This is a genomic window from Streptomyces sp. NPDC057307, assembly GCF_042667665.1.
Taxonomy (GTDB): domain Bacteria; phylum Actinomycetota; class Actinomycetes; order Streptomycetales; family Streptomycetaceae; genus Streptomyces.
On the sequence record NZ_JBHUZM010000125.1, the window covers coordinates 1 to 22925 of the forward strand.

Consider the following 22925-nt stretch of genomic DNA (forward strand, 5'->3'; position numbering starts at 1 on the left):
CTTACACGGAAACGGCCGGGACCGCCGCGCGGCGGTCCCGGCCGTGTCTGCCCGGTGTCTCTTCGGTGTCTTCTCGGTACGGATGCGCGTGGGGCGTCGTCCGCTCCGTCAGAGGGCGAGGCCCGTGAAGACCATGACGCGCTCGTACGTGTAGTCGTCCATCGCGTACCGCACGCCCTCGCGGCCGACCCCGGACTGCTTGGCACCGCCGTACGGCATCTGGTCGGCGCGGTACGAGGGGACGTCGCCCACGATCACGCCACCGACCTCGAGCGCCCGGTGGGCACGGAACGCGGCCTGCACGTCGTGGGTGAACACGCCCGCCTGGAGGCCGTACTTGGAGTCGTTCACCGTGTCGAACGCCGCGTCCTCGCCGTCGACCTGGCTGAGGGTGAGCACGGGGCCGAAGACCTCCTCGCAGGAGATCGTGACGTCCGGCGGGACATCGGCGAGGACCGTGGGCGCGTACGAGGCACCGTCGCGCTTTCCGCCGGCCAGGAGCCGGGCGCCCGCCCGTACGGCCTCGTCCACCCATGCCTCGACGCGCTTGGCGGCGTCCTCACTGACGAGGGGGCCGACGTCGGTGGCGTCGTCGGACGGGTCTCCGGTGACCTGCGCCTCGACGGCGGCGACGATTTTCGGTACGAGGCGCTCGTACAGGGACGCGTCCGCGACGACGCGCTGCACCGAGATGCAGGACTGGCCGCCCTGGTAGTTGGAGAAGGTTCCGATCCGGGTCGCAGCCCAGTCGAGATCCTTCTCGCTCGCGTAGTCGGCGAGGACAACTGCCGCACCGTTGCCGCCGAGTTCGAGGGTGCAGTGCTTGCGCGGCACCGAGTCCATGATGGCGAAGCCGACCTTGTCGGAGCCGGTGAAGGAGATCACCGGCAGGCGCTCGTCCTGTACGAGGGTGGGCATCCGGTCGTTGGCGACGGGCAGCACCGACCAGGCACCGGCCGGCAGCTCGGTCTCGGCGAGAAGTTCGCCGATGAGCAGGCCGGAGAGCGGGGTCGCGGGGGCGGGCTTGAGGATGATCGGGGCGCCGACGGCGATGGCCGGGGCGATCTTGTGGGCGCAGAGATTGAGCGGGAAGTTGAAGGGCGCGATGCCGAGGACGACGCCGCGCGGGAAGCGGCGGGTCAGCGCCAGGCGGCCGGTGCCGCCCGCGTCGGTGTCGAGCCGCTGGGACTCGCCGCCGTTGAACCGGCGGGACTCCTCGGCCGCGAACCGGAAGACCGAGACGGCGCGGCCCACCTCGCCGCGTGCCCACTTCATGGGCTTGCCGTTCTCCGCGGAGATCAGGCGGGCGATCTCCTCGGTGCGCTCGACGAGACGCCGCGACACGTGGTCGAGCGCGGCGGCCCTGACATGCGCGGGCGTCGCGGCGAACTCGTCGCGCACGGCGTAGGCGGCGGCGACGGCCTCCTCGACCTGGGCGTCTGTCGGGACGGCGACCTTACCGACGAGCCGACCGTCCCACGGGGACGTGACGTCGAAGGTCTCCTCACCGGTGGCCTGGCGTCCGGCGAGCCAGAAGGCATGGGTGGCTGCCACAGTTTCGTTCGGCATTGCGAGTCCCGGCCCTTCCGAAGTGGTGGAGTTGTCTCCCCCACCGTAGGGGCGCGGGACGTCCACGGGATTTGTCCGGGGTGGAGTGGTGGCGGGTACGGGCTGTGACGCTTTGGCATACGCGACGGTGGTACGCCGCCGCCGGAGCCCGTCCGACGCCGGGGCCCATGGGACGGCGTCGACTCGCCCGCGCGTGGACCCGCGGCGGGCGGGCGCGGCAAATGCCCAACACGTCGCGGCAGTTGAGACGGACAGCGCTGTGACAGCGGGCGTTCGTCAGGGCCCCGGCAGCTGCGTCGCCGAGGTGGTCTTCAGCGCCAGCCACAGCTCCATCCGGACGTCCGGGTCGTCCAGTGTGCGGCCCAGGATCTCTTCCACGCGGCGCATGCGGTAACGCAGCGTATGCCGGTGGACGCCCAGGTCGGCCGCCGCGGCGTCCCACTGGCCGTGGCGCGAGAGCCAGGCCCTGAGGGAGTCCACCAGGTCGCCGCGCCCCTTGGCGTCGTGTTCGTACAGCGCGCGCAGCATTCCGTCGGCGAAGGCGCGCACGGCGTCGTCGGCGAGGAGCGGCAGGAGCGAGCCGGCCGCCAGTTCCTCGTGCTCCACCAGCGCGCGGCCCCGTCGACGCGCGACGGACAGCGACTGTTCGGCCTGTTTGTAGGCGCCCGCGGCCGCGATCGGCCCCGTCGGGGCGGAGAGGCCGATGACGACCCCGGCGTCGTCCGCCTCCTGCTCCTTGTACGTCTCGCAGGCGGCGGTGACGGCCCCGGCGTCCGCCGCGAGCACGACGAGCCGTTCCTCGCCGTCGGGCACGGCGAGCACCGTTTCCCCTCCGTGCGCCGCTGACGCCTCCAGCGAGTCGGTCAGCGACTGGAGTGGATGGCCGGCCGCGGGGTCGCGGGGATCAGTCCCCGGCTCGGCCGGTTCGGCGATGAGCAACCGGAACGGGGCGTCCAGCAGTCCTCCGTACAGATCTCCCGCCACCGCCCGCGCGTGGTCGGGCTGCCCCGAGAGGAGCATCCGCAGCACCGCGGAGCCGAGCCGCTGCTCGGCCTCCTGGAGCGCGCGTGAGCGCTCCGTGGTGAGGGTCAGCAGGGCTACGGCCGAGTGCACGGCGTACCGCTCCGCCGTGCCCAACGCCGCCCCCGTGCCGACGGCGAGTGCACCCCGTACGCGACGGCCACTGCCGAGCGACTGGAGCTCGACCCGGTCGTCCGGGTCGCCGACCACTGCGCTGGCCGGGGCGGGGCGCTCCCGCAGCCGTTCCACCTCGGGCGTGAGGCGGGCGGCGCGGCGTGCGGCCCAGTCCGGCGCGGCGGCGATCACGGCGCCCGTCGCGTCGTACAGCGCGGCCCAGCCGTCGATGTGCGCGGCGAGGCGGTCCAGCAGCGCGACGGGGCCCTCGGAGAGCGCCGCGCGGGTCAGCTCCCGTTGCGCCTCGAAGCCCGCAGTGACCGCCCGGTACTGATCGGCCGCGATCGCCGCCGAGACGGCCTTGCTGATGGCGAGGAAGGGCGTACGGCGCGGCACCGCCAGGAGCGGCAGTCCCTCCGCGTGCGCGGCGTCGACAAGGGCGTCCGGGATGTCCTCGTAGTTGACGCCGACGGCGAAGCCGAGTCCGACGACGCCGGCGCCGACGAGGCGCCGTACGTAGCGCCGCATGGCCGCGGGGTCCTCGGCGTGCAGGGTGACCGCGGTGACGAGCAGCAGTTCGCCGCCGTCCATGTACGGCACCGGGTCCTCGAGTTCACTGACATGCGCCCAGCGCACCGGCGTATCGAGCCGGTCCTCCCCGGCGCGCACGGTGAGCTTCAGCGCCGAATGCTGGATGAGCGAGGCGAGCGTGGGCGGCATGGCGGACCGTAGGACCTTCATGAAGAGGACGGGCGGACGTTTTCGCCGTCTCGTAGAAACGGCTCATCCCAATTCTGCCAGGGTGTACGAGAACAGGGGTACGAGCCGGGCGACGCGGGCCGTGCGCCGCACGTCGCCGTGGCCATCTCCGCGAACGCCGCCTACGTACGGAGATCGTCCCGTGGCCGGGTCGCTCAGGTACGGAGGTCGACCAGCATGGGCGGCGCGTGTTCGCCGCCGACGGTGGTCAGCGAGAGCACGGCGTGGCCCGCCGGCACGGAGTGGGCCAGTTCGGAGGCCGACCAGCGTTCACGCTCGACCTCCCGCACCGTGACCGCCTCGGCGGTGGCGGCCTTGCCGGTCACCAGCCGCCGCATGAAGTGCAGCGCCTTGGTGAGGGGCTCGTCGGAGATGATCTGCCGGTTGGTGACGTCGCGGGTCTGGACCCACTCGGTGCCCCAGCTCTCCGCGAAGCGCCCGCCGTCCCACGGGCCGAGCCCGGAGAACGCCATACGGCAGCCCACGGCGCCGAGAAGCGGGCCCCGCAGCGGGTCGGGGACGTCCTCCAAGGTGCGCAGCGGGAGGACCACCCCGGCGTTCGCCGAGCGCAGCCGCTGGATGGCGCGGACGGAGTCGCCCGTCACGGTGTACGTCGCGTCGTCCAGGACGAGGCAGGCGAAGAGCGAGCGGTCCACGCGGGCGAGCGCGGCGTCGGTGAACTGGGCGAGGAGAAGCCGGGCGATGATCCGTGACGCCTCGGCGTGGCCCCGTTCGGGCAGGTCGATCCTGACCCGCAACGGATGCTCGATGGCACGCAGCGAGAAGGACCGCCCGCTGCCGTCCGTACGGAAGAAGTCGGCGAAGGCGGGCCGGTCGAGGAAGGCGAGGCGTTCGGCCAGGAGTACGCCGATGTCGTCGCCGCGTGTCGACTGCCGTTCGCGTGCGTCGAGCTCGCGCAGCTGGGCCGCCGCGCCGGGGTCGGCGGACGTCTCCAGCGCGGTCCGCAGTGCCTGGACGGCCACCGGGGAGCCGCCGATCAGTTCCCGCAGTTCCGGGACGGCGGGGAAGTGCCCGTGGACGCTGCGGTACGGGCCGATGAGCTGGGCGAGCGCGGTCGCGGCCCTGCGCCGGTCTCCGCCGGGCAGGCCGGCCGCCAGATCCCCCACGAGGCCCTCCGACAGCGTCCTGGCGGCTTCGTCGGGGTCGTCGGCGCTTCCGTAGAGGTCGAGGTCGTGGGTCGCGCCCGGGCGGCCGACGGCGATCACGAGGTCGAAGGAGTCGTCGGGGGCGAGCGCCGCCCCGTAGGCGGTGACGGCGACGACCGCGGCGCGGTTGGCGAGGGCCTGGAGGCAGAGCGACTCGACGACGGGGCGGACCAGCCTGACCGTCTTGCCGGAGCCCGCGGGGCCGACGGCGAGCAGCGACGTGCCGAGCAGCCCGGGTTCCAGGGCGACGCCGGTGGTGCGCCGCGCGTACGGATTGCGCGGGTGGTCAGCCGCGGTGCCGATCCTGACCTGGCCGGTGGCGAGGTCGTGGTTCGCGGTACGCAGCGGCAGGTCGCGCACACCCGAAGGGTGGGCGCAGGCGCCCGCCCCGTGGGCTCGGACGGTGTCGGTGAAGGCGGGCAGCCGTTCGGGCCGGGTGCGGACGCCCTGCCAGGCGCGGCGGATCCGCGCGTAGTCGACGTCGCTGAGGGTGCCGCGGTGTACGGCCTCGGCGAGCTTGGCGGCGGCTTCGGTCAGTCCCGCCGCGCGCAGTTCGGGCCAGTCGGCCGGATCCGCCTCGGCGGGAGGTGGCGGGGGCGGCTCGTCCGGGGTGGTCATCCCGAGGCGCCGTCGTACGGGGGGCCAGGTGCCGGCGCGCCCGACGACCGCCAGGACGGCGGCGACGAGGAGCACGTAGTAGACGTTCGACACCCAGGTCAGCCAGTCGACGGTGCGCGGCATCTCGCGCCAGAAACCCGGCAGCAGTACGAAGAGTGGCCACAGTGGTACCCCGTAACGCCGCCAGACCTCGTTCCAGTTGCCGATACGGCCGAAGCCGACCGCGAGCAGGCCGACGACGAGGGCGTAGTAGAGATAGCTGGCCGCGACGTACAGCTCGACATTCGCGCTGTCCTTCGACCGCCAGCTCTCCGGGGTCAGCCACTGGATCGGCAGCAGCCACCACCTGTCGCCGAAGATCCACCATCCCCCGAGGTAGCCGTTCCAGAGCAGTGACCAGACGAGCCAGCCGCACAGGTACGCGACGAGGGCGCCGCTGAACAGCTGACGGGCGGGCACCTGCTCGGGCTCCTCGGGCGGACGCGGGCGGTGGCCGAGGCGCCAGATGCCCGGTTCGGCCTGGGGTCGGGGGATTCGCAGCCAGTCGGCCACGGAGGCGCCGATGCCCGGGGCCGGCGCGTGCGTCGGCGAGGGTGGCAGCGTCGGCGAGGCGGGCGGGGCGGCGTGCCCCGACGGGGCGGAAACCGCAGGCGGCGGAACGGCCGGCGATCCCGTGGGGCCGGAGGGCGGTGGTGCCGACGGCGGCGCGGGTGGCTGGGGCGGTGGCCCTGCCGGACGTGGCACGGGATTGGCTCGTGTGCCGCGTGAGTCGTGCGTGCCGTCGGTGTTCATGAACCCCTGTCCCCTGACCAGCCAGGTCCGCTCTGTACACGCCTCAATCTAGTGCCCACGTAGGGGGAGTTCACCGTTCCGGCCGTACGGAGTGTTGATCGCGCGCCCCCGGCGTGCGCGGAGAGGTCGGCCAGGTCCTATGTCCGTGGCGGACAACGACACGCCGCGGACACTCCCGAACGGCGCATGCCCGCCGCCCGCCTCCGCCCCTAGCCTGCGAAGTGAAGACAGATGCGAGAACGCGAGACACGTCGCGACATCACGAGACACGTAGCGTCCGGAACCACCCCCAGGAGCCCCTCATGACCGCAATCCCGCAGGAGCGGCGCGTCGTCACCGCCATCCCCGGTCCCAAGTCGCTGGAGCTGCAGAACCGCCGTACCGCCACGGTCGCCGCCGGCGTGGGGTCCGTGATGCCCGTCTTCGCCGCCCGCGCGAGTGGCGGCGTCGTCGAGGACGTGGACGGCAACAGCTTCATCGACTTCGGGTCCGGCATCGCGGTGACGTCCGTCGGCTCCTCGGCCGAGGCCGTCGTACGCCGCGCCACCGCCCAGCTCGCCGACTTCACCCACACCTGCTTCATGGTCACGCCGTACGAGGGCTACGTGGAGGTCTGTGAGCGGCTCGCCGAGCTGACGCCGGGCGACCACGCCAAGAAGTCCGCCCTGTTCAACTCGGGCGCCGAGGCCGTCGAGAACGCCGTGAAGATCGCCCGCTCGTACACCAAGCGGCAGGCGGTCGTGGTGTTCGACCACGGCTATCACGGCCGTACGAACCTCACGATGGCGCTGACCTCGAAGAACATGCCGTACAAGAACGGCTTCGGCCCGTTCGCCCCGGAGATCTACCGTGTCCCCGTGGCGTACGGCTACCGCTGGCCGACCGGCCCGGAGAACGCGGGCGCCGAGGCCTCCGCACAGGCCATCGACGAGATCAGCAAGCAGGTCGGCGCGGAGAACGTCGCGGCGATCGTGATCGAGCCGCTGCTCGGCGAGGGCGGATTCATCGAGCCGGCGAAGGGCTTCCTGCCCGCCATCGCGAAGTTCGCCAAGGACAACGGCATCGTCTTCGTGGCGGACGAGATCCAGTCCGGTTTCTGCCGCACGGGGCAGTGGTTCGCGTGCGAGGACGAGGGCATCGTGCCCGACCTGATCACCACGGCGAAGGGCATCGCGGGCGGCCTGCCGCTCGCCGCCGTCACGGGCCGCGCGGAGATCATGGACGCCCCGCACTCGGGCGGCCTCGGCGGTACGTACGGCGGAAACCCGGTGGCCTGCGCCGCGGCGCTGGGTGCCATCGAGACGATGCGCGAGCTAGATCTCGTCTCGAAGGCCAGGCGCATCGAGGAGATCATGAAGCCTCGTCTCAAGGAGATGGCCGAGAAGTTCGATGTCATCGGCGACGTACGGGGCCGTGGCGCGATGCTCGCGCTCGAACTCGTGAAGGACCGGGACACCAAGGAGCCGGACCCGGAGGCGACGGCCGCCCTCGCCAAGGCGTGCCACGTGGAAGGGCTGTTGGTCCTCACCACCGGCACGTACAGCAACGTCCTGCGTTTCCTGCCGCCGCTGGTGATCGGCGAGGACCTCCTTACAGAGGGCCTCGACATCCTGGAGCAGGCGCTCGCCGGACTCTGACCGGGCCGGTGCGCCGGTCCCCGGGGCGGGGCCTGTGAAGAAGCTGTGCGGGGCCGATGGCGGGTTCACCTTCCCGCTGTCGGACCACACGGCCCTGACGTACGGTTTCGGCAGATGAAAGAAACACCCCGCTCGCAGGAGACTGCGGGCGAACCCACGGCGGGGCGCCCCCAGCACCGTCCTGGACGCGTCTTCGGACGCGCTGGAGCATCCAGCTCCGGAATTCCTCACCGATCGGACGGCCGCCCGCCCCAAACCCCCCGGGGCGCGCGGCGACCCGGTCCCGGCGGCCGTCTCGGAACTACCCCCCCTGTTCCGGGGCGGCCGACATTCCTCTCCGGGCGCTTCGGCTCAGCCGGCCTCCTCGGCCCCGTCACTCCTCTCTCCCCGCTCGGGGCGTTCACTCTCTGCGCGGTTCTCTTCGCGCTCGTCACCTGGCAGGTCGTCGCCGGTGGCCCGCTCCGTGACGCCGACGAGCGCCTGGGGCGTACGGCCTTCGGACGTGGCCCCGTCGGACTCACGGAGTTCCTGGCCGATCTCGGCGGCATGGCGGTCGCCCTGCCCGTCCTGGCCGTCGCGGTCGTCCACGCGGTGTGGCGGGGGCACCGGGCGCGGGCGGTGGCGGTCGTGCTGGCCATGGCCGCCGTTCCGTTGCTCGTGATGCCGCTCAAGCTGTGGATCGACCGCCCCGGGCCGCTCACGGCGGAATCCGGTTACTACCCGTCCGGCCACACGGCGACGGCGATGGTCGCGTACTGCGGCGCCGCGCTGCTGCTGCGGCACCGTACGGGGCGCGCCGGGCGCGGATGGGCGATGCCCGTCGCCGTGGTGCTCAGTGCGGCGACGGGCATCGGACTGGTGCTACGGGGCTACCACTGGCCGCTGGACGTTCTCGGCAGCTGGCTGCTCTGCGGCATGCTGCTGGCCCTGTTGGTGGCGGCCCTGCGGTGGATCGACAACCGCGGGGCCGCCGGCTCGGGAACGGACGCCCCGTAGCGTGAGGCGGGCCCGGTGGGCCCGGCTCAGCCCGGCTCCGCTCAGCTTCCGAAGTACCCGTCGAAGTTGCGGGAGAACTCCCACTGGTTGAAGCGGTCCCAGTTGATCGACCAGGTCATCAGTCCGCGCAGCGTGGGCCATGTGCCGTGCGTCTGGTACGACCCGCAGTTGGTCTTCTTCGTCAGACAGTCCAGGGCCTTGTTCACCTCCGACGGGGCGGTGTGGCCGTTGCCCGCCTGCGACGACGCCGGGAGTCCGATGGCTACCTGGCCCGGGTCGAGCGCCGGGAAGACCTTGGTGGTGTCGCCGGCCACCGGGAAGCCGGTGAGCAGCATGTCGGTCATCGCGATGTGGAAATCGGCGCCGCCCATCGTGTGGAACTGGTTGTCGAGCCCCATGATCGGCCCCGAGTTGTAGTCCTGGACGTGCAGCAGGGTGAGGTCGTCGCGCAGGGCGTGGATGACGGGGAGATACGCCCCGGCGCGCGGGTCCTGGCCGCCCCAGGGGCCGGATCCGTAGAACTGGTAGCCGAGCTGTACGAAGAACGTCTCCGGGGCCATCGTGAGCACGAAGTCCGCCCCGTACTTGGCCTTGAGGCTCTTCACGGCGGAGATCAGGTTGACGATGACGGGGCTCGTGGGGTTGCGGAAGTCGGTGTCGCCGGTGTTGAGGGAGAGCGAGTGGCCTTCGAAGTCGATGTCGAGGCCGTCGAGGCCGTACTCATCGATGATCTTGGATACGGAGCTCACGAAGGCGTCGCGCGCGGCGGTCGAGGCGAGCTGGACCTGACCGTTCTGACCGCCGATGGAGATCAGGACCTTCTTGCCCGCGGCCTGCTTGGCTTTGACGGCGGCCTTGAACTCGGCGGGCGATTCGACGTTCGGGCATTCGGCGACGGGGCACAGGCTGAAGCGGATGTCGCCCGAGGTGACCGATGTCGGCTCGCCGAAGGCGAGGTTGATGACGTCCCACGAGGCGGGCACGTCGGACATGCGCGTGTAGCCCGAGCCGTTGGCGAAGCTGGAGTGGAGGTAGCCGACCAGGGCGTGCGCCGGGAGGTCCGCCCCGCTGCCGCCCCCGCCGCCGGTCTGGGTGGTGGCGGTGACGGCGGAGGAGCGCGGGGAGCGGCCCGCGGCGTTGGTGGCGGAGACCTGGAAACGGTAGGCGGTCGCGGGGCTCAGCCCGGTGACCGTGGTCGAGGTGCCGGTGACGTTCACGTCCGCGGCGCCGTCACGGTGCACCGTGTAGCCGGTGGCGCCCGCCACGGGCGACCAGGCGAGGCCGACCGACGACGCGGTGACCGTCGAGGCTCTGAGCCCCGCCGGGGCGGCGGGCGGCTGCCCCGTCTCACCGCCCGGCCCGACGAGGCTGAGGTCGTCGACGTGGTAGGCGGGTGTTCCGTACCAGCCGTTGGTGTAGAGGGTCACGGACGTGGTGGCGGGACCGGTGCGGAAGGAAGTGGTCAGTTTCTGCCAACTGGGCGCGGACGGGGTCCACGTCGAGACGTCGGTGGTACCGGTGCCGGAGGCGCCGAGGTAGACGTAGCTTCCCTGGACCCAGGCGCTCAGCGTGTACGCCGAGTCGGGTCGGACCGTGACGGTCTGGGCGCACTTCGCGTTGTCGCTGCCCGCCGGGGTGGCCTTCAGTGCGGCTGTGCCACCGTGCACGGGGGTGCTGACGGTCACGCCGCTGCCGCCCGTACAGCTCCAGCCGGCGAGGCCGGATTCGAAGCCGCCGTTGGTGGCGATGTCCGCGTCGGCCGCACGCGCCGTCTCGGCGGACACGACGAGGCCGCCCGCGGTGAGTACGGCGGCCGCGAGAGCGGCCACGAGTCTGGAGTACCGAGAAGGTCGTCTGTTGCGTTCCACAACTGCCTCCGGGCATGGCGGAATTGAGTGACCGAGCCGGGCACAACATGGTCCAGACCAATCCTGTTGTCAAGACCTCTGGCGCCCTACGGCTCCGACCGCCCTCCGCCGGCACCGTCGCCCCCGCCGTCGCCCCCGCCGTCAGCTCCATCGTCCGCACCGTCGCCGGGGACACCCCTCGCGATCCCGGCCGCCGCCTCGTGCATCGCCAGTTCCAGCAACGGCGGATCGGTGAGCGTGCCAGAGCCGTCGGGCGGGACCAGCCAGCGGACGCCGCCGCCGGTGCGGCCCGGATACGGGACGACGATCCAGGTACCACTGCCGGCCCCTCGCACCCCCGTACCGATCCAGCGGGCGACGGTGCCCGGCGGTACGAAGAATCCGAGGCGCGCGTCGCCGAAATCGGCCAGTACGGGGCCCGGCCGATCGACGAGCCGGTTCAGCACATCGAGCGTCGGATACCCCAGTTCACCAGGGAGGATCAGCACATCCCAGCGCTTCCCCGCGGGAAGGAGAGCGACTCCGTGCGGGTTCCGCTCCCATTCCCACCGACAGGCGTCGGGATCGGGCGCCACCGACGCCAGCCACTCCAGCGCGGCCCTCGCCCCCGAATAGGCCCTCGAGTCAGTCATCATGCGGCCTCCGCTCCACGTTGTTGGACAGTGCGTCCACAGAGGGAGAGAGGGAGGTCGCGCCGGTTCATTACGCGAGTTCGGGTCGGCGATCGGTGGTGATGTGGATCACATCACCACCGATCCAGCCGACGGCCCTGCCCACGAGCCGCCAAAGGCGGCCTCCGTACAGAGGCCGCCTGAGGATGCCTTCGGCCCCCGGGGATCGACGGAGAACGACGGACGTCGACGAAGGTCAGCTGTCGAAGCCCAACCCCATCCGGTCCATGGCCTTCAGCCACAGATTGCGCCGCCCGCCCCTGGCGTCCGCGCGGGCCAGCGACCACTTGGTGAGCCCGATACCGGCCCAGGCGGCCGGCTCCGGCGGGAAGGGCACGGGCTTCGTCCTGACCATCTCCAGCGCCGTACGCTCCGTCCGCTCCCCCGCGAGCAGGTCGAGCATCACATCGGCGCCGAAGCGGGTCGCGCCGACTCCGAGCCCGGTGTACCCGGCGGCGTACGCGACCCGCCCGCCGTGCGCCGTACCGAAGAAGGCGGAGAACCGCGAGCAGGTGTCGATGGCCCCGCCCCACGCGTGGCTGAATCTCAGGCCCTCCAACTGAGGGAAGCACTCGAAGAAGTGCGAGGCGAGCTTGAGATAGGTCTCGGGACGGTGGTCGAGGGCGGCGTCGAGCCGCCCTCCGTACGGATAGATCGCGTCGTAGCCGCCCCACAGGATGCGGTTGTCCGCGGTGATCCGGAAGTAGTGGAACTGGTTGGCGCCGTCGCTGAGCCCCTGCCGCCTCTTCCAGCCGATCGCACCGAGCTGGTCCTCGGTAAGAGGCTCGGTCGTCAGGGCGTAGTCGTAGACGGGCACCGTGTAGGGCCGCACGCGCCGTACCAGCGATGGGAAGACGTTCGTGCCCAGCGCGACGTGGCGGGCCAGGACGCGGCCGTACGGTGTGCGGACGGCCATGCCGGGCCCGGAGCGGGCCAGCTCGAGACCGGGCGTGTTCTCGTAGATCCGTACGCCGAGGTCGAGACAGGCCCGCTTCAGCCCCCACGCGAGCCTGGCCGGGTTCAGCATGGCGACGCCGCGCCGGTCCCAGAGGCCGCCCAGGAATGTCGGCGAGTCGACCTCCGCGCGGAGCGCCTCGCCGTCGAGGAGGTCCAGACCGGTGAAACCGGCCTCGGCCGCCTCGTCGCGCAACTGACGGAGGTCGTCGAGCTGGTGCGGTTCGGTGGCCACGGAGATGTCGCCGGTGCGCTCGAAGTCGCAGTCGATGGCGTAGCGCTCGACGGCCGACTCGATGCCGTCGAGATTGGCCCCGCCGAGGTCTTCGAGGGCCCGCAGTTCGCCGGGCCAGCGGCTGAGGCCGTTGGCGAGGCCGTGCGTGAGAGAGGCGGAGCAGAAGCCCCCGTTACGGCCGGAGGCCGCCCAGCCCACCTCACGGCCCTCGATCAGGACGATGTCGCGGTGCGGGTCGCGCTCCTTGGCGAGGAGCGCGGTCCACAGGCCGCTGTAGCCGCCGCCGACGACGAGCAGGTCGCAGCGTTCGTCGCCCGCGAGGGCGGGTACCGCGCCCGGCCTGCCTGGGTCGTCGAGCCAGTAGGCGACGGGCTGCGCGTCGGCGAGTGAGGCGGCGGCTGTACGCATGGCTCCAGGGGCCATGTCTTCCAACTCCTTCAGGTCCCGCTCAGGGTGTCGCGGCCTTCTTGCGCCGGTCGCTGACCAGCTGGCCGCCGATCACCATCAGTACCGCAATGGCGAACATTGCCGTCCCGATGACGTTGATTTGCACCGGTGTGCCGCGCTGCGCCGAGCCCCAGACGAACATGGGGAAGGTGACGGACGAGCCGGCGTTGAAGTTGGTGATGATGAAGTCGTCGAACGAGAGGGCGAAGGCGAGCAGCGCCCCCGCCGCGATGCCCGGCGCGGCAATCGGCAGGGTGACCCGTACGAAGGTCTGCACCGGCCCCGCGTACAGATCGCGTGCCGCCTCCTCCAGCTTCGGATCCATGGACATGACGCGCGCCTTGACGGCTGTCACCACGAAGCTGAGGCAGAACATGATGTGCGCGATGAGGACGGTCCAGAAGCCCAACTCCGCCCCCATGTTCAGGAACAGGGTCAGCAGCGAGGCGGCCATCACGACCTCGGGCATGGCCATCGGCAGGAAGATCAGCGAGTTGATCGCGCCGCGCGCCCGGAAGCGGTAGCGCACCAGGGCGAAGGCGATCATGGTGCCGAGGACGGTCGCCCCGATCGTCGCCCAGACGGCGATCTGGAACGAGAGTGTCAGTGCCCCGCAGAGGTCCGCGACGCCGCACGGGTCCTTCCAGGCGTCCAGCGAGAACGTCTGCCAGGCGTAGTTGAAGCGCCCCTTCGGCTTGTTGAAGGAGAACACCATCACGACGAGGTTCGGCAGAATCATGTACGCGAGCGTGAGCAGGCCCGCGACGACGACCACATTGCGTCGGATCCAGCGCATCAGACCAGGTCCTCCGTCCCTGAACGGCGGATGTAGACGGTGACCACGACCAGCACGACCGCCATGAGGATGAACGAGAGTGCCGCCGCCGTCGGATAGTCGAGCACGCGCAGGAACTGGCTCTGGATCACGCTGCCGACCATCTTGGTGTCGGTGGAGCCGAGCAGTTCCGCGTTGACGTAGTCGCCGCTCGCCGGGATGAAGGTCAGCAGCGTGCCGGAGACGATGCCCGGCATGGAGAGCGGGACGGTGATCTTGCGGAAGGTCGTCGCCGGCCTCGCGTAGAGGTCCCCGGCCGCCTCGTGCAGCCGGCCGTCGATGCGCTCCAGCGAGGTGTAGAGCGGCAGGATCATGAACGGCAGGAAGTTGTACGTAAGGCCGCAGACGACGGCCATGGGCGTCGCCAGGACACGGTCGTCGGCCGTCCAGCCGAGCCAGCTGGTCACGTCCAGCACCCGAAGGGTGTCCAGCGCCCCGACCACGGTGCCGTCGTCCGCGAGGATCGTCTTCCAGGCGAGTGTGCGGATCAGGAAGCTGGTGAAGAACGGGGCGATGACCAGGACCAGCAGGAGGTTGCGCCAGCGGCCGGCCTTGAAGGCGATGAGGTATGCCAGCGGGTAGCCGAGCAGCAGACACAGGACGGTGGCGGTGCCCGCGTACAGCAGCGAGCGCACGAACTGCGGGTAGTAGTCCTGGAGCGCGTCCCAGTAGGTCTGGAAGTGCCAGGTGACCTTGAAGCCCTCCTCCAGCGAGCCCGTCTGTACGGAGGTCGACGCCTGGTAGACCATCGGCAGCGCGAAGAAGACCAGCAGCCACAGGATGCCGGGCAGCAGCAGCCAGTAAGGCACAAGGCGTTTACGGCGCGGAACCTTGCGTACTGCCGCTTCGGTGACCGGTGGTGTGGGTGGTGCCGGTGGTGCTTCCGTGGCGGTCACGCCCCCTCCTCGTCCACCGTTTTGACGCCGGCGTCGATGTCCTGGGCGGCGTCGAGTCCGAAGGTGTGGGCGGGGTTCCAGTGCAGGACCACCTCGGCCCCGGGAACGAGCCGGCCGTCGCGCTCGATGTTCTGCGCGTACACCTCCAACTCCGCGCACACGGGGCTGTCGATGACGTACTGGGTCGAGACCCCGATGAAGCTGGAGTCGACGATGCGCCCGGTGATCCGGTTACGGCCCGCGGGGATGGAACCCTCGTCGTCCGCGTGCGCGAGGGAGATCTTCTCGGGGCGTACGCCGACGAGCAGCCTGCCGCCGTCCGGGACCTGCGTCGTACAGCGGGCCGCGGGCAGCCTCAGCTTCACGCCCGCCGACGTCACGACCACCTCGTCGCCGGTCTTCTCCGCGACGTCGGCCTCGATGAGGTTGGAGGTGCCGAGGAAGTTGGCGACGAAGGTGGTCTGCGGATTCTCGTACAGTTCCGCCGGCGCGCCCAGCTGCTCGACCCGCCCCGCGTTCATCACGGCGACCGTGTCGGCCATCGTCATGGCCTCCTCCTGGTCGTGCGTGACATGGACGAAGGTGATGCCGACCTCCGTCTGGATGCGCTTGAGCTCCAGCTGCATCTGGCGGCGCAGCTTGAGGTCGAGCGCGCCGAGGGGCTCGTCGAGGAGCAGCACCTTCGGATGGTTGATGAGCGCGCGGGCCACGGCGACGCGCTGCTGCTGGCCGCCGGAGAGCTGGTGCGGCTTGCGCTTCGCGAAGTCGCCGAGCTGGACGAGGTCGAGCATGTCGCCGACCTGCTTCTTCACCGACTTGATGCCGCGACGGCGCAGGCCGAAGGCGACGTTCTCGTAGATGTCGAGGTGCGGGAAGAGCGCGTAACTCTGGAAGACGGTGTTGACGGGGCGCTTGTGCGGCGGCAGGCCGGTGACGTCCTTCTCACCGAGGAAGACCGATCCGGTGGTCGGGTCCTCCAGGCCGGCGATCATCCGCAGCGTGGTGGTCTTGCCGCAGCCCGAGGCGCCGAGGAGCGCGAAGAAGGAGCCTTCGGGGACGGTGAGGTCCAGGGGTTTGACGGCGTGGAAGGAGCCGTACGACTTGCTTATCCCGGTGAGGCGGACGTCGTCGCCGCCCCGGTCGGTGGATGCGGTCTCAGTCATGGGTAACGATCCCGGGGGCTTGGGAGGGAGGAACGGAGCGGACGGGGCCTCTGGACCCCTGCGGCCGGCCGGCGTACGACCGGTGGCCGTACGAGCCGGTCCTTGCGAACCGACGGCGATACGAATCGACAGCCGCGCGAATCCACGGCCGTGCGAACCGGCGGCCATGCGAACCGGCGGCCCGGTGGGGCCCGTCGGCCTAGGCGCCGATGAGCTTGGCGAACTTCTCTTCGTACGCCGTCTCCTCCTCGCCGCTCAGCGAGCGGAAGGCGTGGGACCGCGAGGCCATCGCCGCGTCCGGGAGGATCAGCGGGTTGGACGCCATCGACTCGTCGATCTTCGCGAGCTCCGTACGGACGCCTTCGACGGGGCAGACGTAGTTGATGTACGCCGCGAGCTTCGCGGCGATCGGAAGCTCGTAGTAGTGGTCGATGAGCTTCTCGGCGTTGGTCTTGTGCCGTGCCTTCGCCGGGACCAGCAGATTGTCGCTGGAGATCATGTAGCCGGCCTCCGGGATGGCGAACTGGATGTCCGGGTTGTCCGCCTGGAGCTGCACGATGTCACCGGCCCAGGCGATGCACGCCGCGATGTCGCCCTTGCTGAGGTCCGCCGTGTAGTCGTTGCCGGTGAAGCGGCGGATCTGCTTCTTGTCGACGGCCTTCTGAATACGGGCGACGGCGCCGTCGTAGTCGTCGTCGGAGAACGACGCGGGGTCCTTGCCCATGTCGAGCAGGGTCAGCCCGATGGAGTCCCGCATCTCGGACAGGAACGACACCCGTCCCTTGAGGTCCGGATCGTCGAGCAGCTGCGAGACGGACTCGACCTTGCGGCCCCCCGTCGCCTTCGTGTTGTAGGCGATGACGGACGGGATACCGGTCCACGGATACGTGTAGGCGCGCCCCGGATCCCAGTCCGGCGAGCGGAACTGTTGGGACAGATTCGCGAACGCGTGGGGCAAGTTGGCGGGATCGAGCTTCTGCGCCCAGCCGAGCCGGATGATGCGGGCGGCGAGCCAGTCGGTGACGCAGATGAGGTCGCGCCCCGTGTCCTGGCCGGCCGCGAGCTGCGGCTGGATCTTGCCGAAGAACTCGACGTTGTCGTTGATGTCCGCCGTGTACTTCACCTGGATCCCGGTGCGCTTCGTGAACGCCTCCAGGGTGGGGTAGCTCTTCTCGTCCTCGCTGACATCCATGTACTCGGTCCAGTTGGAGAAGACGACGCGCTTCTCCTTCGCCGAGTGGTCGGTGGAGGCGGGGCCCCCGCTCTCCCCCTTCGCGGGCGGAATCCCGCAGGCGCCGAGGCCTGCCACGCCGCCGATCGTGAGCGCCCCGGCGCCGGTGGCACGCAGCAGCGAACGACGGCTGAGCGCGCCTCGTCCGTTACTGAGGCTGCGACGCGTCGCGGCTATCTGGGCCGCCGACAGACGGTCGGGCTCGTACAGCTCCATGGGCGGTGCCCTTTCGGGTGAGGAGAGGGTGAGGAGAGTTAGAGACGGTCCCCGAAGATTGTGCGGTGCCAGCCCTTCCTGGCGACCGCGGTGTTGTCGTACATCACATGTTTGACCTGTGTGTACTCCTCGAACGAGTACGCCGACATGTCTTTTCCGTAACCACTGGCCTTGTAGCCGCCGTGCGGCATCTCGCTGATGATCGGGATGTGGTCGTTCACCCACACGCAGCCGGCCTTCATCTCACGAGTGGCGCGCCCCGTGCGGTACACGTCGCGGCTCCAGACGGACGCCGCGAGGCCGTACGGAGTGTCGTTGGCGAGGCGGATGCCCTCGTCGTCGGAGTCGAAGGGCAGCACGACCAGGACGGGGCCGAAGATCTCCGACTGGACGATCTCGCTGTCCTGGGCGGCGTCCACGACGAGCGTGGGGCGGTAGTACGCGCCGTCGGCGAGCCCGGCGCCGTCCGGTGCGGCGCCGCCGGTGACGACGCGGGCGTATCCGCGTGCCCGGTCGACGATGCCGGCGACCCGGTCGCGGTGGGCGTGCGAGATCAGCGGCCCCATGTCCGTGGACGGGGCGAACGGGTCGCCGAGGCGGACCGTCTCCATCAGCGCCGCGACGGCGCTCACGAAGGCGTCGTAGAGCGGCCGCTGTACGTAGGCGCGGGTGGCGGCCGTACAGTCCTGCCCCGTGTTGATGAGCGAACCCGCGACGGCGCCCTGTACGGCGGCGTCTAGGTCGGCGTCGTCGAAGACCAGGAACGGGGCCTTGCCGCCGAGTTCCAGGTGCAGCCGCTTGACGGTGGCGGTGGCGATCTCGGCGACGCGCTTGCCGACGGCGGTGGAGCCGGTGAAGGAGGTCATGACGACATCGGGGTGGCCCACGAGGCGCTCGCCCGCGTCGGCGCCCGCGCCGTTGACGATGTTGATCACGCCGTCGGGGATGCCCGCCTCCCGCGCCGCCTGCGCGAACATCAGTGAGGTGAAGGGCGTCAGCTCGGACGGCTTCAGCACGATCGTGTTGCCCGCGGCGACCGCCGGGAGGATCTTCCAGGCGGCCATCTGGAGCGGATAGTTCCAGGGCGCGATGGAGCCGACCACGCCGATCGGTTCGCGGCGTACGTAGGAGGTGTGGTCGCCGCTGTACTCGCCCGCCGACGCGCCTTCCAGATGACGGGCGGCGCCGGCGAAGAAGGCGGCGTTGTCGACGGTCCCCGGAACGTCGAACTCCGTGGAGAGCTTGATCGGCTTTCCGCACTGGAGCGACTCGGCCGCCGCGAATTCCGTGGCCCGCTCGGCGAGTACGGCGGCGAAGCGGTGCAGTGCGTCGGAACGCTCCCCCGGCGTGGCACCCGCCCAGCCCGGATACGCCGCGAGCGCGGCGGCCACGGCCGCGTCGACGTCGGCCGCCCCCGCCATCTCGTACGTGAGCAGCTCGTCGCCCGTCGCCGGGTCGACCACGGCGTGCGTACGGCCCGAGGTGCCGGGGCGCAGCCGTCCGTCGATGAACTGCGCACCGTCCGCGAAGCGGTCCCGCGCGGGGAAGCGGTTGCCCATGGCGCCCTCCGTGTTGCCGGCTGTCGCCGCATCTGATCCGAAGCCGTCAGTGTTGTTCTGGCTTGAATTGAGTGCCGATACTGACAGAGCACAGGGCGTCCAACAAGTGATTCCGTTGTTGCCTTTTGGTTACGCGACGGAATCGGTTGACCATGTGTCGCGCCCGCACCTTGATCGGCATACGGACTGTCAGTGGTGGCTGGCAGACTCGCGTGCATGGGGATGATCACGGTTGCCGAGCTGACCGACCGTACGAGTCGCGGCGCGAAGGTCAAGTATCTGCATTTCTGGGGGCACGCCCCGCGGCAGGACGGGGCCATCGGCGCGAGCTGTCTCAGCCAGTGGTGGCCGTCACCGTTCACGGTCGACGGGGTCGAGTACGCGACGGCGGAGCACTGGATGATGGCCGCCAAGGCGCGGCTCTTCGACGACGCGGAGGCCGAGGGGAAGGCTCTGACCGCGTCGGGTCCGGCGCTGGCCAAGAAGGCCGGGCGGCTGGTGCGGGGGTTCGACGAGACCGTATGGCAGCGCGAACGCTCCGGCATCGTCGTGGAAGGCAGCGTCCTCAAGTTCCGGCAGGACGACCGGCTGCGCGACTACCTGTTGGGCACCGGTGACCGGGTGCTCGTCGAGGCCAGCCCGATGGACCGGATATGGGGCATCGGACTGGCCGCGGACGACGAGCGGGCACAGGACCCCGCGCGCTGGCGGGGGCTCAATCTGCTGGGCTTCGCTCTCATGGAGGCGCGTGAACGGCTCCGCGCGGAGACGGCGAGGTCCTGACGGCGCGCCGTCGGATCAGTGGTTGGCGTCCACAAGAAGCATGGCGGAGTAGCCGTCGGTGCCGCTGTCGTAGTCGTAGTCGTTGTTGTCGTCGTTGATCGCGTCGGTGATGCCCCAGATGAGAAGACCGATGACGACCGCGCCGATGACGATCCCGATGCTGCCCATGATGATCCCGGAGAGGGCCTGACCGCTGTTGGTGGCCTCACCCCGTTCGGCACGCTTCCTGCCGACGACGCCGAAGATCACGGCGAGGATGCCCAGGATGATGCCGACGACGCCGTACAGGCAGAACAGACAGATCGAGAGAATGCCGAGCGTCATCGCGGCGACGCCCATGCCGTTCGCCGGGGCGGGCTGCCAGCCGACCTGGCCGTATCCCGGATAGCCGGGGTATCCCGGGTATCCGGGATAGGACGCGCCGGGGTACTGGGAACCGGCGGGCGCGCCCGGGTAGCCGTACGGACCGGAAGTCGTCGGGGCCGGTCCCCCGGGGGCTATCGGCGGCGGCGGTACGGCTCCCGAGACCGGCCCGGCACCGACGGCGGCGCCCGCCTCGGGCCCCACACCGGGCATGGCCGTGACGGTCGGCTGGTCGTAGACGGGCCGGACCGGTGGCTGGTCCTGGATGGGCCCCGGCGCCTGCGCCGGCTTGTTCAACGGCACCCCGCGCTCCGGCGGCGCCCAGGGATCGTTCGGCTCGTGGGCGCCCGGCGGCTGCGCGCTGCTGTCTGACATGGTCCTCCCCCATCGTGATTCCGTCATGCTAAGGCCTCTGCCGAGCGCACCATTCGCCCCGCCTACGATGATCCCTGTCCGATAAAGCCCTGGGCAGGGGGACGTCCTGCCCGGCGGACGGCGACACCCTTTCCGCCGCCGCTCAGCACGCGGAGGACCCGATGACCGACCTTCATCCCTTCATCGCAGGGCTGCCCAAGGCCGAGCTGCATGTCCATCACGTCGGCTCGGCCTCGCCCCGTATCGTGTCCGAACTGGCGGCCAGGCACCCTGGCACCAAGGTGCCGACGGACCCCGAGGCGCTGGCCGACTACTTCGTCTTCACCGATTTCGCGCACTTCATCGACGTCTACCTCTCCGTGGTGGATCTGCTGCGGACCCCGGAGGACGTCCGGCTGCTGACGTTCGAGATCGCGCGCGACATGGCCCGGCAGAACATCCGCTACGCCGAGCTGACGATCACCCCCTTCAGTTCGACCCGGCGCTCCATCCCCGAAGTGGCTTTCATGGAGGCGATCGAGGACGCCCGCAAGTCGGCCGAGGCCGAGTTCGGGGTCGTACTGCGGTGGTGTTTCGACATTCCGGGCGAGGCCGGCCTGGAGGCCGCGGACGAGACACTGCGGCTCGCCGTCGACCTCCGTCCCGAGGGGCTGGTGTCCTTCGGTCTCGGTGGCCCGGAGATCGGCGTACCGCGGCCGCAGTTCAAGCACCACTTCGACCGGGCGGTCGCGGAAGGGCTGCACTCCGTGCCGCACGCGGGTGAGACGACGGGGCCCGGCACGGTGTGGGACGCGTTGAGGGATCTGCGCGCCGAACGGATCGGACACGGCATCAGCTCCGCCCAGGACGCCGAGTTGATGGCGTATCTCGCCGAGAACCGCATCCCTCTGGAGGTCTGCCCCACCTCCAACATCGCCACGCGAGCGGTCACCGACATCGAGCTACACCCGATCAGGACGCTGGTGTCCGCGGGCGTGCTCGTGACGGTCAACAGCGACGACCCGCCCATGTTCGGCACCGACCTCAACAACGAGTACGCGGTCGCGGCGCGGCTTCTGGAGTTGGACGAGCGGGGGGTGGCGGGGCTCGCGAAGGGCGCCGTCGAGGCGTCGTTCCTCGACCGGGCGGGCAAGGACCGGCTGAGCGCCGAGATCGACACGTACACGGCTCAGTGGCTCGCCAAGTGACGGCCGCACGGAGCGCCGCCGACGGTGTCGGAGAGGCGTCGCTGCGCGCCGTCGTGGCCGTCGGGCACCGGGGCGACCCCTACCGCGTACGTGAGAACACCCTTCCCTCGGTCCGATCCGCCCTGGAACGGGGCGCCGACGCCGTGGAGATCGACGTACGGATCACGCGTGACGGGGTGCCTGTCCTGCTGCACGACTCGTCGCTGGCCCGGCTCTGGGGTCATGACCGGCCGGTCGCGGACGTCACTCAGGAGGAGCTGAGCACCTTGACACGGGGCGGTGTGCCGACACTCCGGGAGATGCTGCTGGCGCCGGGGCCGGTGGCGGACGCGCGCCTCATGATCGATCTGCCGGGCGCCACGACGGAGTCGGTGCGCACCGTGGTCGGGACGGTGCGCGAATGCGGCGCGGCGGAGCGGGTGTACTACTGCGCGGGCGCCGAGGCGATGCTCGCCGTACGCGCCGCGGACGCGGGCGCCGAAATCGCCATGACGTGGCAGTCGTTGGCCCCGCCGCGTCCCGCGCTGCTCGAAGCGGTACGGCCCCGCTGGCTCAACTACCGCTTCGGTCTGGTGAGCCGGGAGCTGACGGAGCGGGTCCACCGGGACGGCCTGCTGGTCTCCGCCTGGACGGCCGACACCGGACGGAGCATGCGGCGCCTGGTCGGTGCGGGGGTCGACTCGATCACCACCAACCGCATCGACACACTCGCGAAGCTGCTGCGCAGCGGCCGGCCGGACAGTCCGAAGGCGTAGAGAAGGCGGGGCGGGGCGCACGGGGGGCGGTTCGGCGGTCGGGGCGGGTCTCCGGTGCCCCGAGAGGGCCAGGGATTCGCCCCAACCGCCGAGAACGGGGCCGGAGTTCAGCGGCTCCCGACGATCCTCCGCGCGACGGCGTGCGAGACGGCGGTGGCGCCCGCGGCAACGGCAAGGCCCATCGCGACGTCGCGTGCCCGCGACGGCTTCAGCACCCCGGCCCGCCTGAGCCGTCCCCGCGCCCACAGCGTGAACGGCACGACGATCAGTGGCGACGTGACGGACCCCGGGGTGTATCCGCGTACGGCGGCGGCCTGGGCGAGATGCACCAGACCGTGCAGTCCGAAGCCGTCCAACGCCCCCTGATAGAAGCCGGACCGGCCCCCCGTACGGTGCCCGGCGACGGCGGCGGCACCGACGAACGTGGCCATCACCCCGACGGCCACGGCGAACTCACGCGGTTCGACGGCGGCCATGGCGCCCCACACCGGCTCCGGTACGCCGGGAAACCGTTCGCGCAGGGTGGGCAGGTTCTCGCTGATCCAGCGGGGCCCGGTGGCCAGTTCCTCGGCATCGTGCAGAACCCAGGCCGCCAGCAGCCCCAGAGTCACGGCGGGGCCGACCCGGTCGCCGCGTACGTGTATGTCCGTCATGTCTCCGACCTTCTCAGACACGCGGCACGACCGACGGGGCGGGGCCCGGACACGTAGCGTGTC

General features: G+C 70.7%; 19 protein-coding genes. 5 read left to right on the forward strand and 14 right to left on the reverse strand.

Going from position 1 to position 22925, the window contains the following annotated elements; translation table 11 throughout:
• Positions 1–108 precede the first annotated feature (108 nt).
• The 3 genes from ACFUN8_RS29930 to ACFUN8_RS29940 all read right to left on the reverse strand — a co-directional run bounded on the left by ACFUN8_RS29930 (position 109) and on the right by ACFUN8_RS29940 (position 6038).
• Positions 109–1554, reverse strand: a complete 1446-nt coding sequence (locus tag ACFUN8_RS29930; RefSeq protein WP_383644318.1) for an aldehyde dehydrogenase family protein — start codon at positions 1552–1554, stop codon at positions 109–111.
• Between the two features lie 291 nt (positions 1555–1845).
• Positions 1846–3423 (reverse strand): PucR family transcriptional regulator, encoded by a 1578-nt coding sequence (locus ACFUN8_RS29935; protein WP_383644321.1) that lies wholly within the window; start codon positions 3421–3423, stop codon positions 1846–1848.
• Positions 3424–3617: 194 nt separating this feature from the next.
• Entirely contained in the window at positions 3618–6038 is a 2421-nt protein-coding gene (locus tag ACFUN8_RS29940) for an ATP/GTP-binding protein (protein WP_383644280.1), read from the reverse strand.
• Positions 6039–6340: 302 nt separating this feature from the next.
• On the opposite strand from ACFUN8_RS29940, the gene gabT reads away from it, so the two are divergent.
• Complete coding sequence (gene gabT, locus ACFUN8_RS29945; RefSeq protein WP_383644283.1) at positions 6341–7675, forward strand: 4-aminobutyrate--2-oxoglutarate transaminase; 1335 nt, start codon at positions 6341–6343, stop codon at positions 7673–7675.
• 351 nt (positions 7676–8026) lie between these two features.
• Here gabT and ACFUN8_RS29950 read toward each other — a convergent pair whose 3' ends face one another.
• On the reverse strand, positions 8027–8263 hold the full coding sequence (locus tag ACFUN8_RS29950; RefSeq protein ID WP_383644286.1) for a hypothetical protein: 237 nt from the start codon (positions 8261–8263) through the stop codon (positions 8027–8029).
• Between ACFUN8_RS29950 and ACFUN8_RS29955 the strand changes: the two genes are divergently transcribed.
• A complete protein-coding gene (locus tag ACFUN8_RS29955; RefSeq protein WP_383644289.1) occupies positions 8222–8671 on the forward strand; it encodes a phosphatase PAP2 family protein in 450 nt (149 codons plus the stop codon). The two genes, ACFUN8_RS29950 and ACFUN8_RS29955, sit on opposite strands and share 42 nt — an antisense overlap.
• Positions 8672–8712: 41 nt before the next feature.
• Here the strand turns inward: ACFUN8_RS29955 and ACFUN8_RS29960 are convergent, their stop codons facing one another.
• The 8 genes from ACFUN8_RS29960 to ACFUN8_RS29995 form a co-directional block, all read right to left on the reverse strand.
• Complete coding sequence (locus ACFUN8_RS29960) at positions 8713–10539, reverse strand: chitinase (RefSeq protein ID WP_383644292.1); 1827 nt, start codon at positions 10537–10539, stop codon at positions 8713–8715.
• Between the two features lie 86 nt (positions 10540–10625).
• Positions 10626–11171, reverse strand: coding sequence for a hypothetical protein (locus ACFUN8_RS29965; RefSeq protein ID WP_383644324.1), 546 nt, complete (start codon positions 11169–11171; stop codon positions 10626–10628).
• A gap of 235 nt (positions 11172–11406) precedes the next feature.
• On the reverse strand, positions 11407–12822 hold the full coding sequence (locus tag ACFUN8_RS29970) for an NAD(P)/FAD-dependent oxidoreductase (RefSeq protein WP_383644294.1): 1416 nt from the start codon (positions 12820–12822) through the stop codon (positions 11407–11409).
• A 25-nt stretch (positions 12823–12847) separates the two neighbouring features.
• Positions 12848–13642, reverse strand: a complete 795-nt coding sequence (locus tag ACFUN8_RS29975; protein WP_382565028.1) for an ABC transporter permease — start codon at positions 13640–13642, stop codon at positions 12848–12850.
• Positions 13642–14577: an ABC transporter permease gene (locus ACFUN8_RS29980; protein ID WP_383644297.1), complete on the reverse strand. Its 936-nt coding sequence runs from the start codon at positions 14575–14577 to the stop codon at positions 13642–13644. Before ACFUN8_RS29980 ends, ACFUN8_RS29975 begins: the two co-directional genes overlap by 1 nt.
• Positions 14574–15740, reverse strand: a complete 1167-nt coding sequence (locus ACFUN8_RS29985; protein ID WP_383644300.1) for an ABC transporter ATP-binding protein — start codon at positions 15738–15740, stop codon at positions 14574–14576. Before ACFUN8_RS29985 ends, ACFUN8_RS29980 begins: the two co-directional genes overlap by 4 nt.
• A gap of 199 nt (positions 15741–15939) precedes the next feature.
• Positions 15940–17187 carry a PotD/PotF family extracellular solute-binding protein gene (locus ACFUN8_RS29990; RefSeq protein WP_383644303.1) on the reverse strand — a complete coding sequence of 416 codons (1248 nt, stop codon included), beginning with the start codon at positions 17185–17187 and terminating at the stop codon, positions 15940–15942.
• A 38-nt stretch (positions 17188–17225) separates the two neighbouring features.
• Complete coding sequence (locus tag ACFUN8_RS29995) at positions 17226–18746, reverse strand: gamma-aminobutyraldehyde dehydrogenase (RefSeq protein WP_383644306.1); 1521 nt, start codon at positions 18744–18746, stop codon at positions 17226–17228.
• 222 nt (positions 18747–18968) lie between these two features.
• Between ACFUN8_RS29995 and ACFUN8_RS30000 the strand changes: the two genes are divergently transcribed.
• Positions 18969–19529 (forward strand): NADAR family protein, encoded by a 561-nt coding sequence (locus ACFUN8_RS30000; protein ID WP_383644327.1) that lies wholly within the window; start codon positions 18969–18971, stop codon positions 19527–19529.
• Positions 19530–19544: 15 nt separating this feature from the next.
• Here the strand turns inward: ACFUN8_RS30000 and ACFUN8_RS30005 are convergent, their stop codons facing one another.
• Positions 19545–20267: a DUF4190 domain-containing protein gene (locus ACFUN8_RS30005; protein WP_383644309.1), complete on the reverse strand. Its 723-nt coding sequence runs from the start codon at positions 20265–20267 to the stop codon at positions 19545–19547.
• A gap of 161 nt (positions 20268–20428) precedes the next feature.
• On the opposite strand from ACFUN8_RS30005, the gene ACFUN8_RS30010 reads away from it, so the two are divergent.
• Both ACFUN8_RS30010 and ACFUN8_RS30015 read left to right on the forward strand, forming a co-directional pair.
• On the forward strand, positions 20429–21454 hold the full coding sequence (locus ACFUN8_RS30010) for an adenosine deaminase (RefSeq protein ID WP_383644312.1): 1026 nt from the start codon (positions 20429–20431) through the stop codon (positions 21452–21454).
• A gap of 41 nt (positions 21455–21495) precedes the next feature.
• Complete coding sequence (locus tag ACFUN8_RS30015; protein WP_383644330.1) at positions 21496–22209, forward strand: glycerophosphodiester phosphodiesterase; 714 nt, start codon at positions 21496–21498, stop codon at positions 22207–22209.
• A 107-nt stretch (positions 22210–22316) separates the two neighbouring features.
• Here ACFUN8_RS30015 and ACFUN8_RS30020 read toward each other — a convergent pair whose 3' ends face one another.
• Positions 22317–22862 carry an HXXEE domain-containing protein gene (locus tag ACFUN8_RS30020; protein WP_383644315.1) on the reverse strand — a complete coding sequence of 182 codons (546 nt, stop codon included), beginning with the start codon at positions 22860–22862 and terminating at the stop codon, positions 22317–22319.
• Positions 22863–22925: the final 63 nt, after the last annotated feature.

Excerpts from the sequence above, each read along its gene's own strand:
- ACFUN8_RS29935 (WP_383644321.1), bottom strand. The coding sequence starts at position 3,423 with ATGCCGCCCACGCTCGCCTCGCTCATCCAGCATTCGGCGCTGAAGCTC.
- ACFUN8_RS29940 (WP_383644280.1), bottom strand. The coding sequence starts at position 6,038 with ATGAACACCGACGGCACGCACGACTCACGCGGCACACGAGCCAATCCC.
- gabT (WP_383644283.1), top strand. The coding sequence starts at position 6,341 with ATGACCGCAATCCCGCAGGAGCGGCGCGTCGTCACCGCCATCCCCGGT.
- ACFUN8_RS29955 (WP_383644289.1), top strand. The coding sequence starts at position 8,222 with ATGGCGGTCGCCCTGCCCGTCCTGGCCGTCGCGGTCGTCCACGCGGTG.
- ACFUN8_RS29965 (WP_383644324.1), bottom strand. The coding sequence starts at position 11,171 with ATGACTGACTCGAGGGCCTATTCGGGGGCGAGGGCCGCGCTGGAGTGG.
- ACFUN8_RS29970 (WP_383644294.1), bottom strand. The coding sequence starts at position 12,822 with ATGGCCCCTGGAGCCATGCGTACAGCCGCCGCCTCACTCGCCGACGCG.
- ACFUN8_RS29975 (WP_382565028.1), bottom strand. The coding sequence starts at position 13,642 with ATGCGCTGGATCCGACGCAATGTGGTCGTCGTCGCGGGCCTGCTCACG.
- ACFUN8_RS29985 (WP_383644300.1), bottom strand. The coding sequence starts at position 15,740 with ATGACTGAGACCGCATCCACCGACCGGGGCGGCGACGACGTCCGCCTC.
- ACFUN8_RS29990 (WP_383644303.1), bottom strand. The coding sequence starts at position 17,187 with ATGGAGCTGTACGAGCCCGACCGTCTGTCGGCGGCCCAGATAGCCGCG.
- ACFUN8_RS29995 (WP_383644306.1), bottom strand. The coding sequence starts at position 18,746 with ATGGGCAACCGCTTCCCCGCGCGGGACCGCTTCGCGGACGGTGCGCAG.
- ACFUN8_RS30000 (WP_383644327.1), top strand. The coding sequence starts at position 18,969 with ATGATCACGGTTGCCGAGCTGACCGACCGTACGAGTCGCGGCGCGAAG.
- ACFUN8_RS30005 (WP_383644309.1), bottom strand. The coding sequence starts at position 20,267 with ATGTCAGACAGCAGCGCGCAGCCGCCGGGCGCCCACGAGCCGAACGAT.
- ACFUN8_RS30010 (WP_383644312.1), top strand. The coding sequence starts at position 20,429 with ATGACCGACCTTCATCCCTTCATCGCAGGGCTGCCCAAGGCCGAGCTG.
- ACFUN8_RS30020 (WP_383644315.1), bottom strand. The coding sequence starts at position 22,862 with ATGACGGACATACACGTACGCGGCGACCGGGTCGGCCCCGCCGTGACT.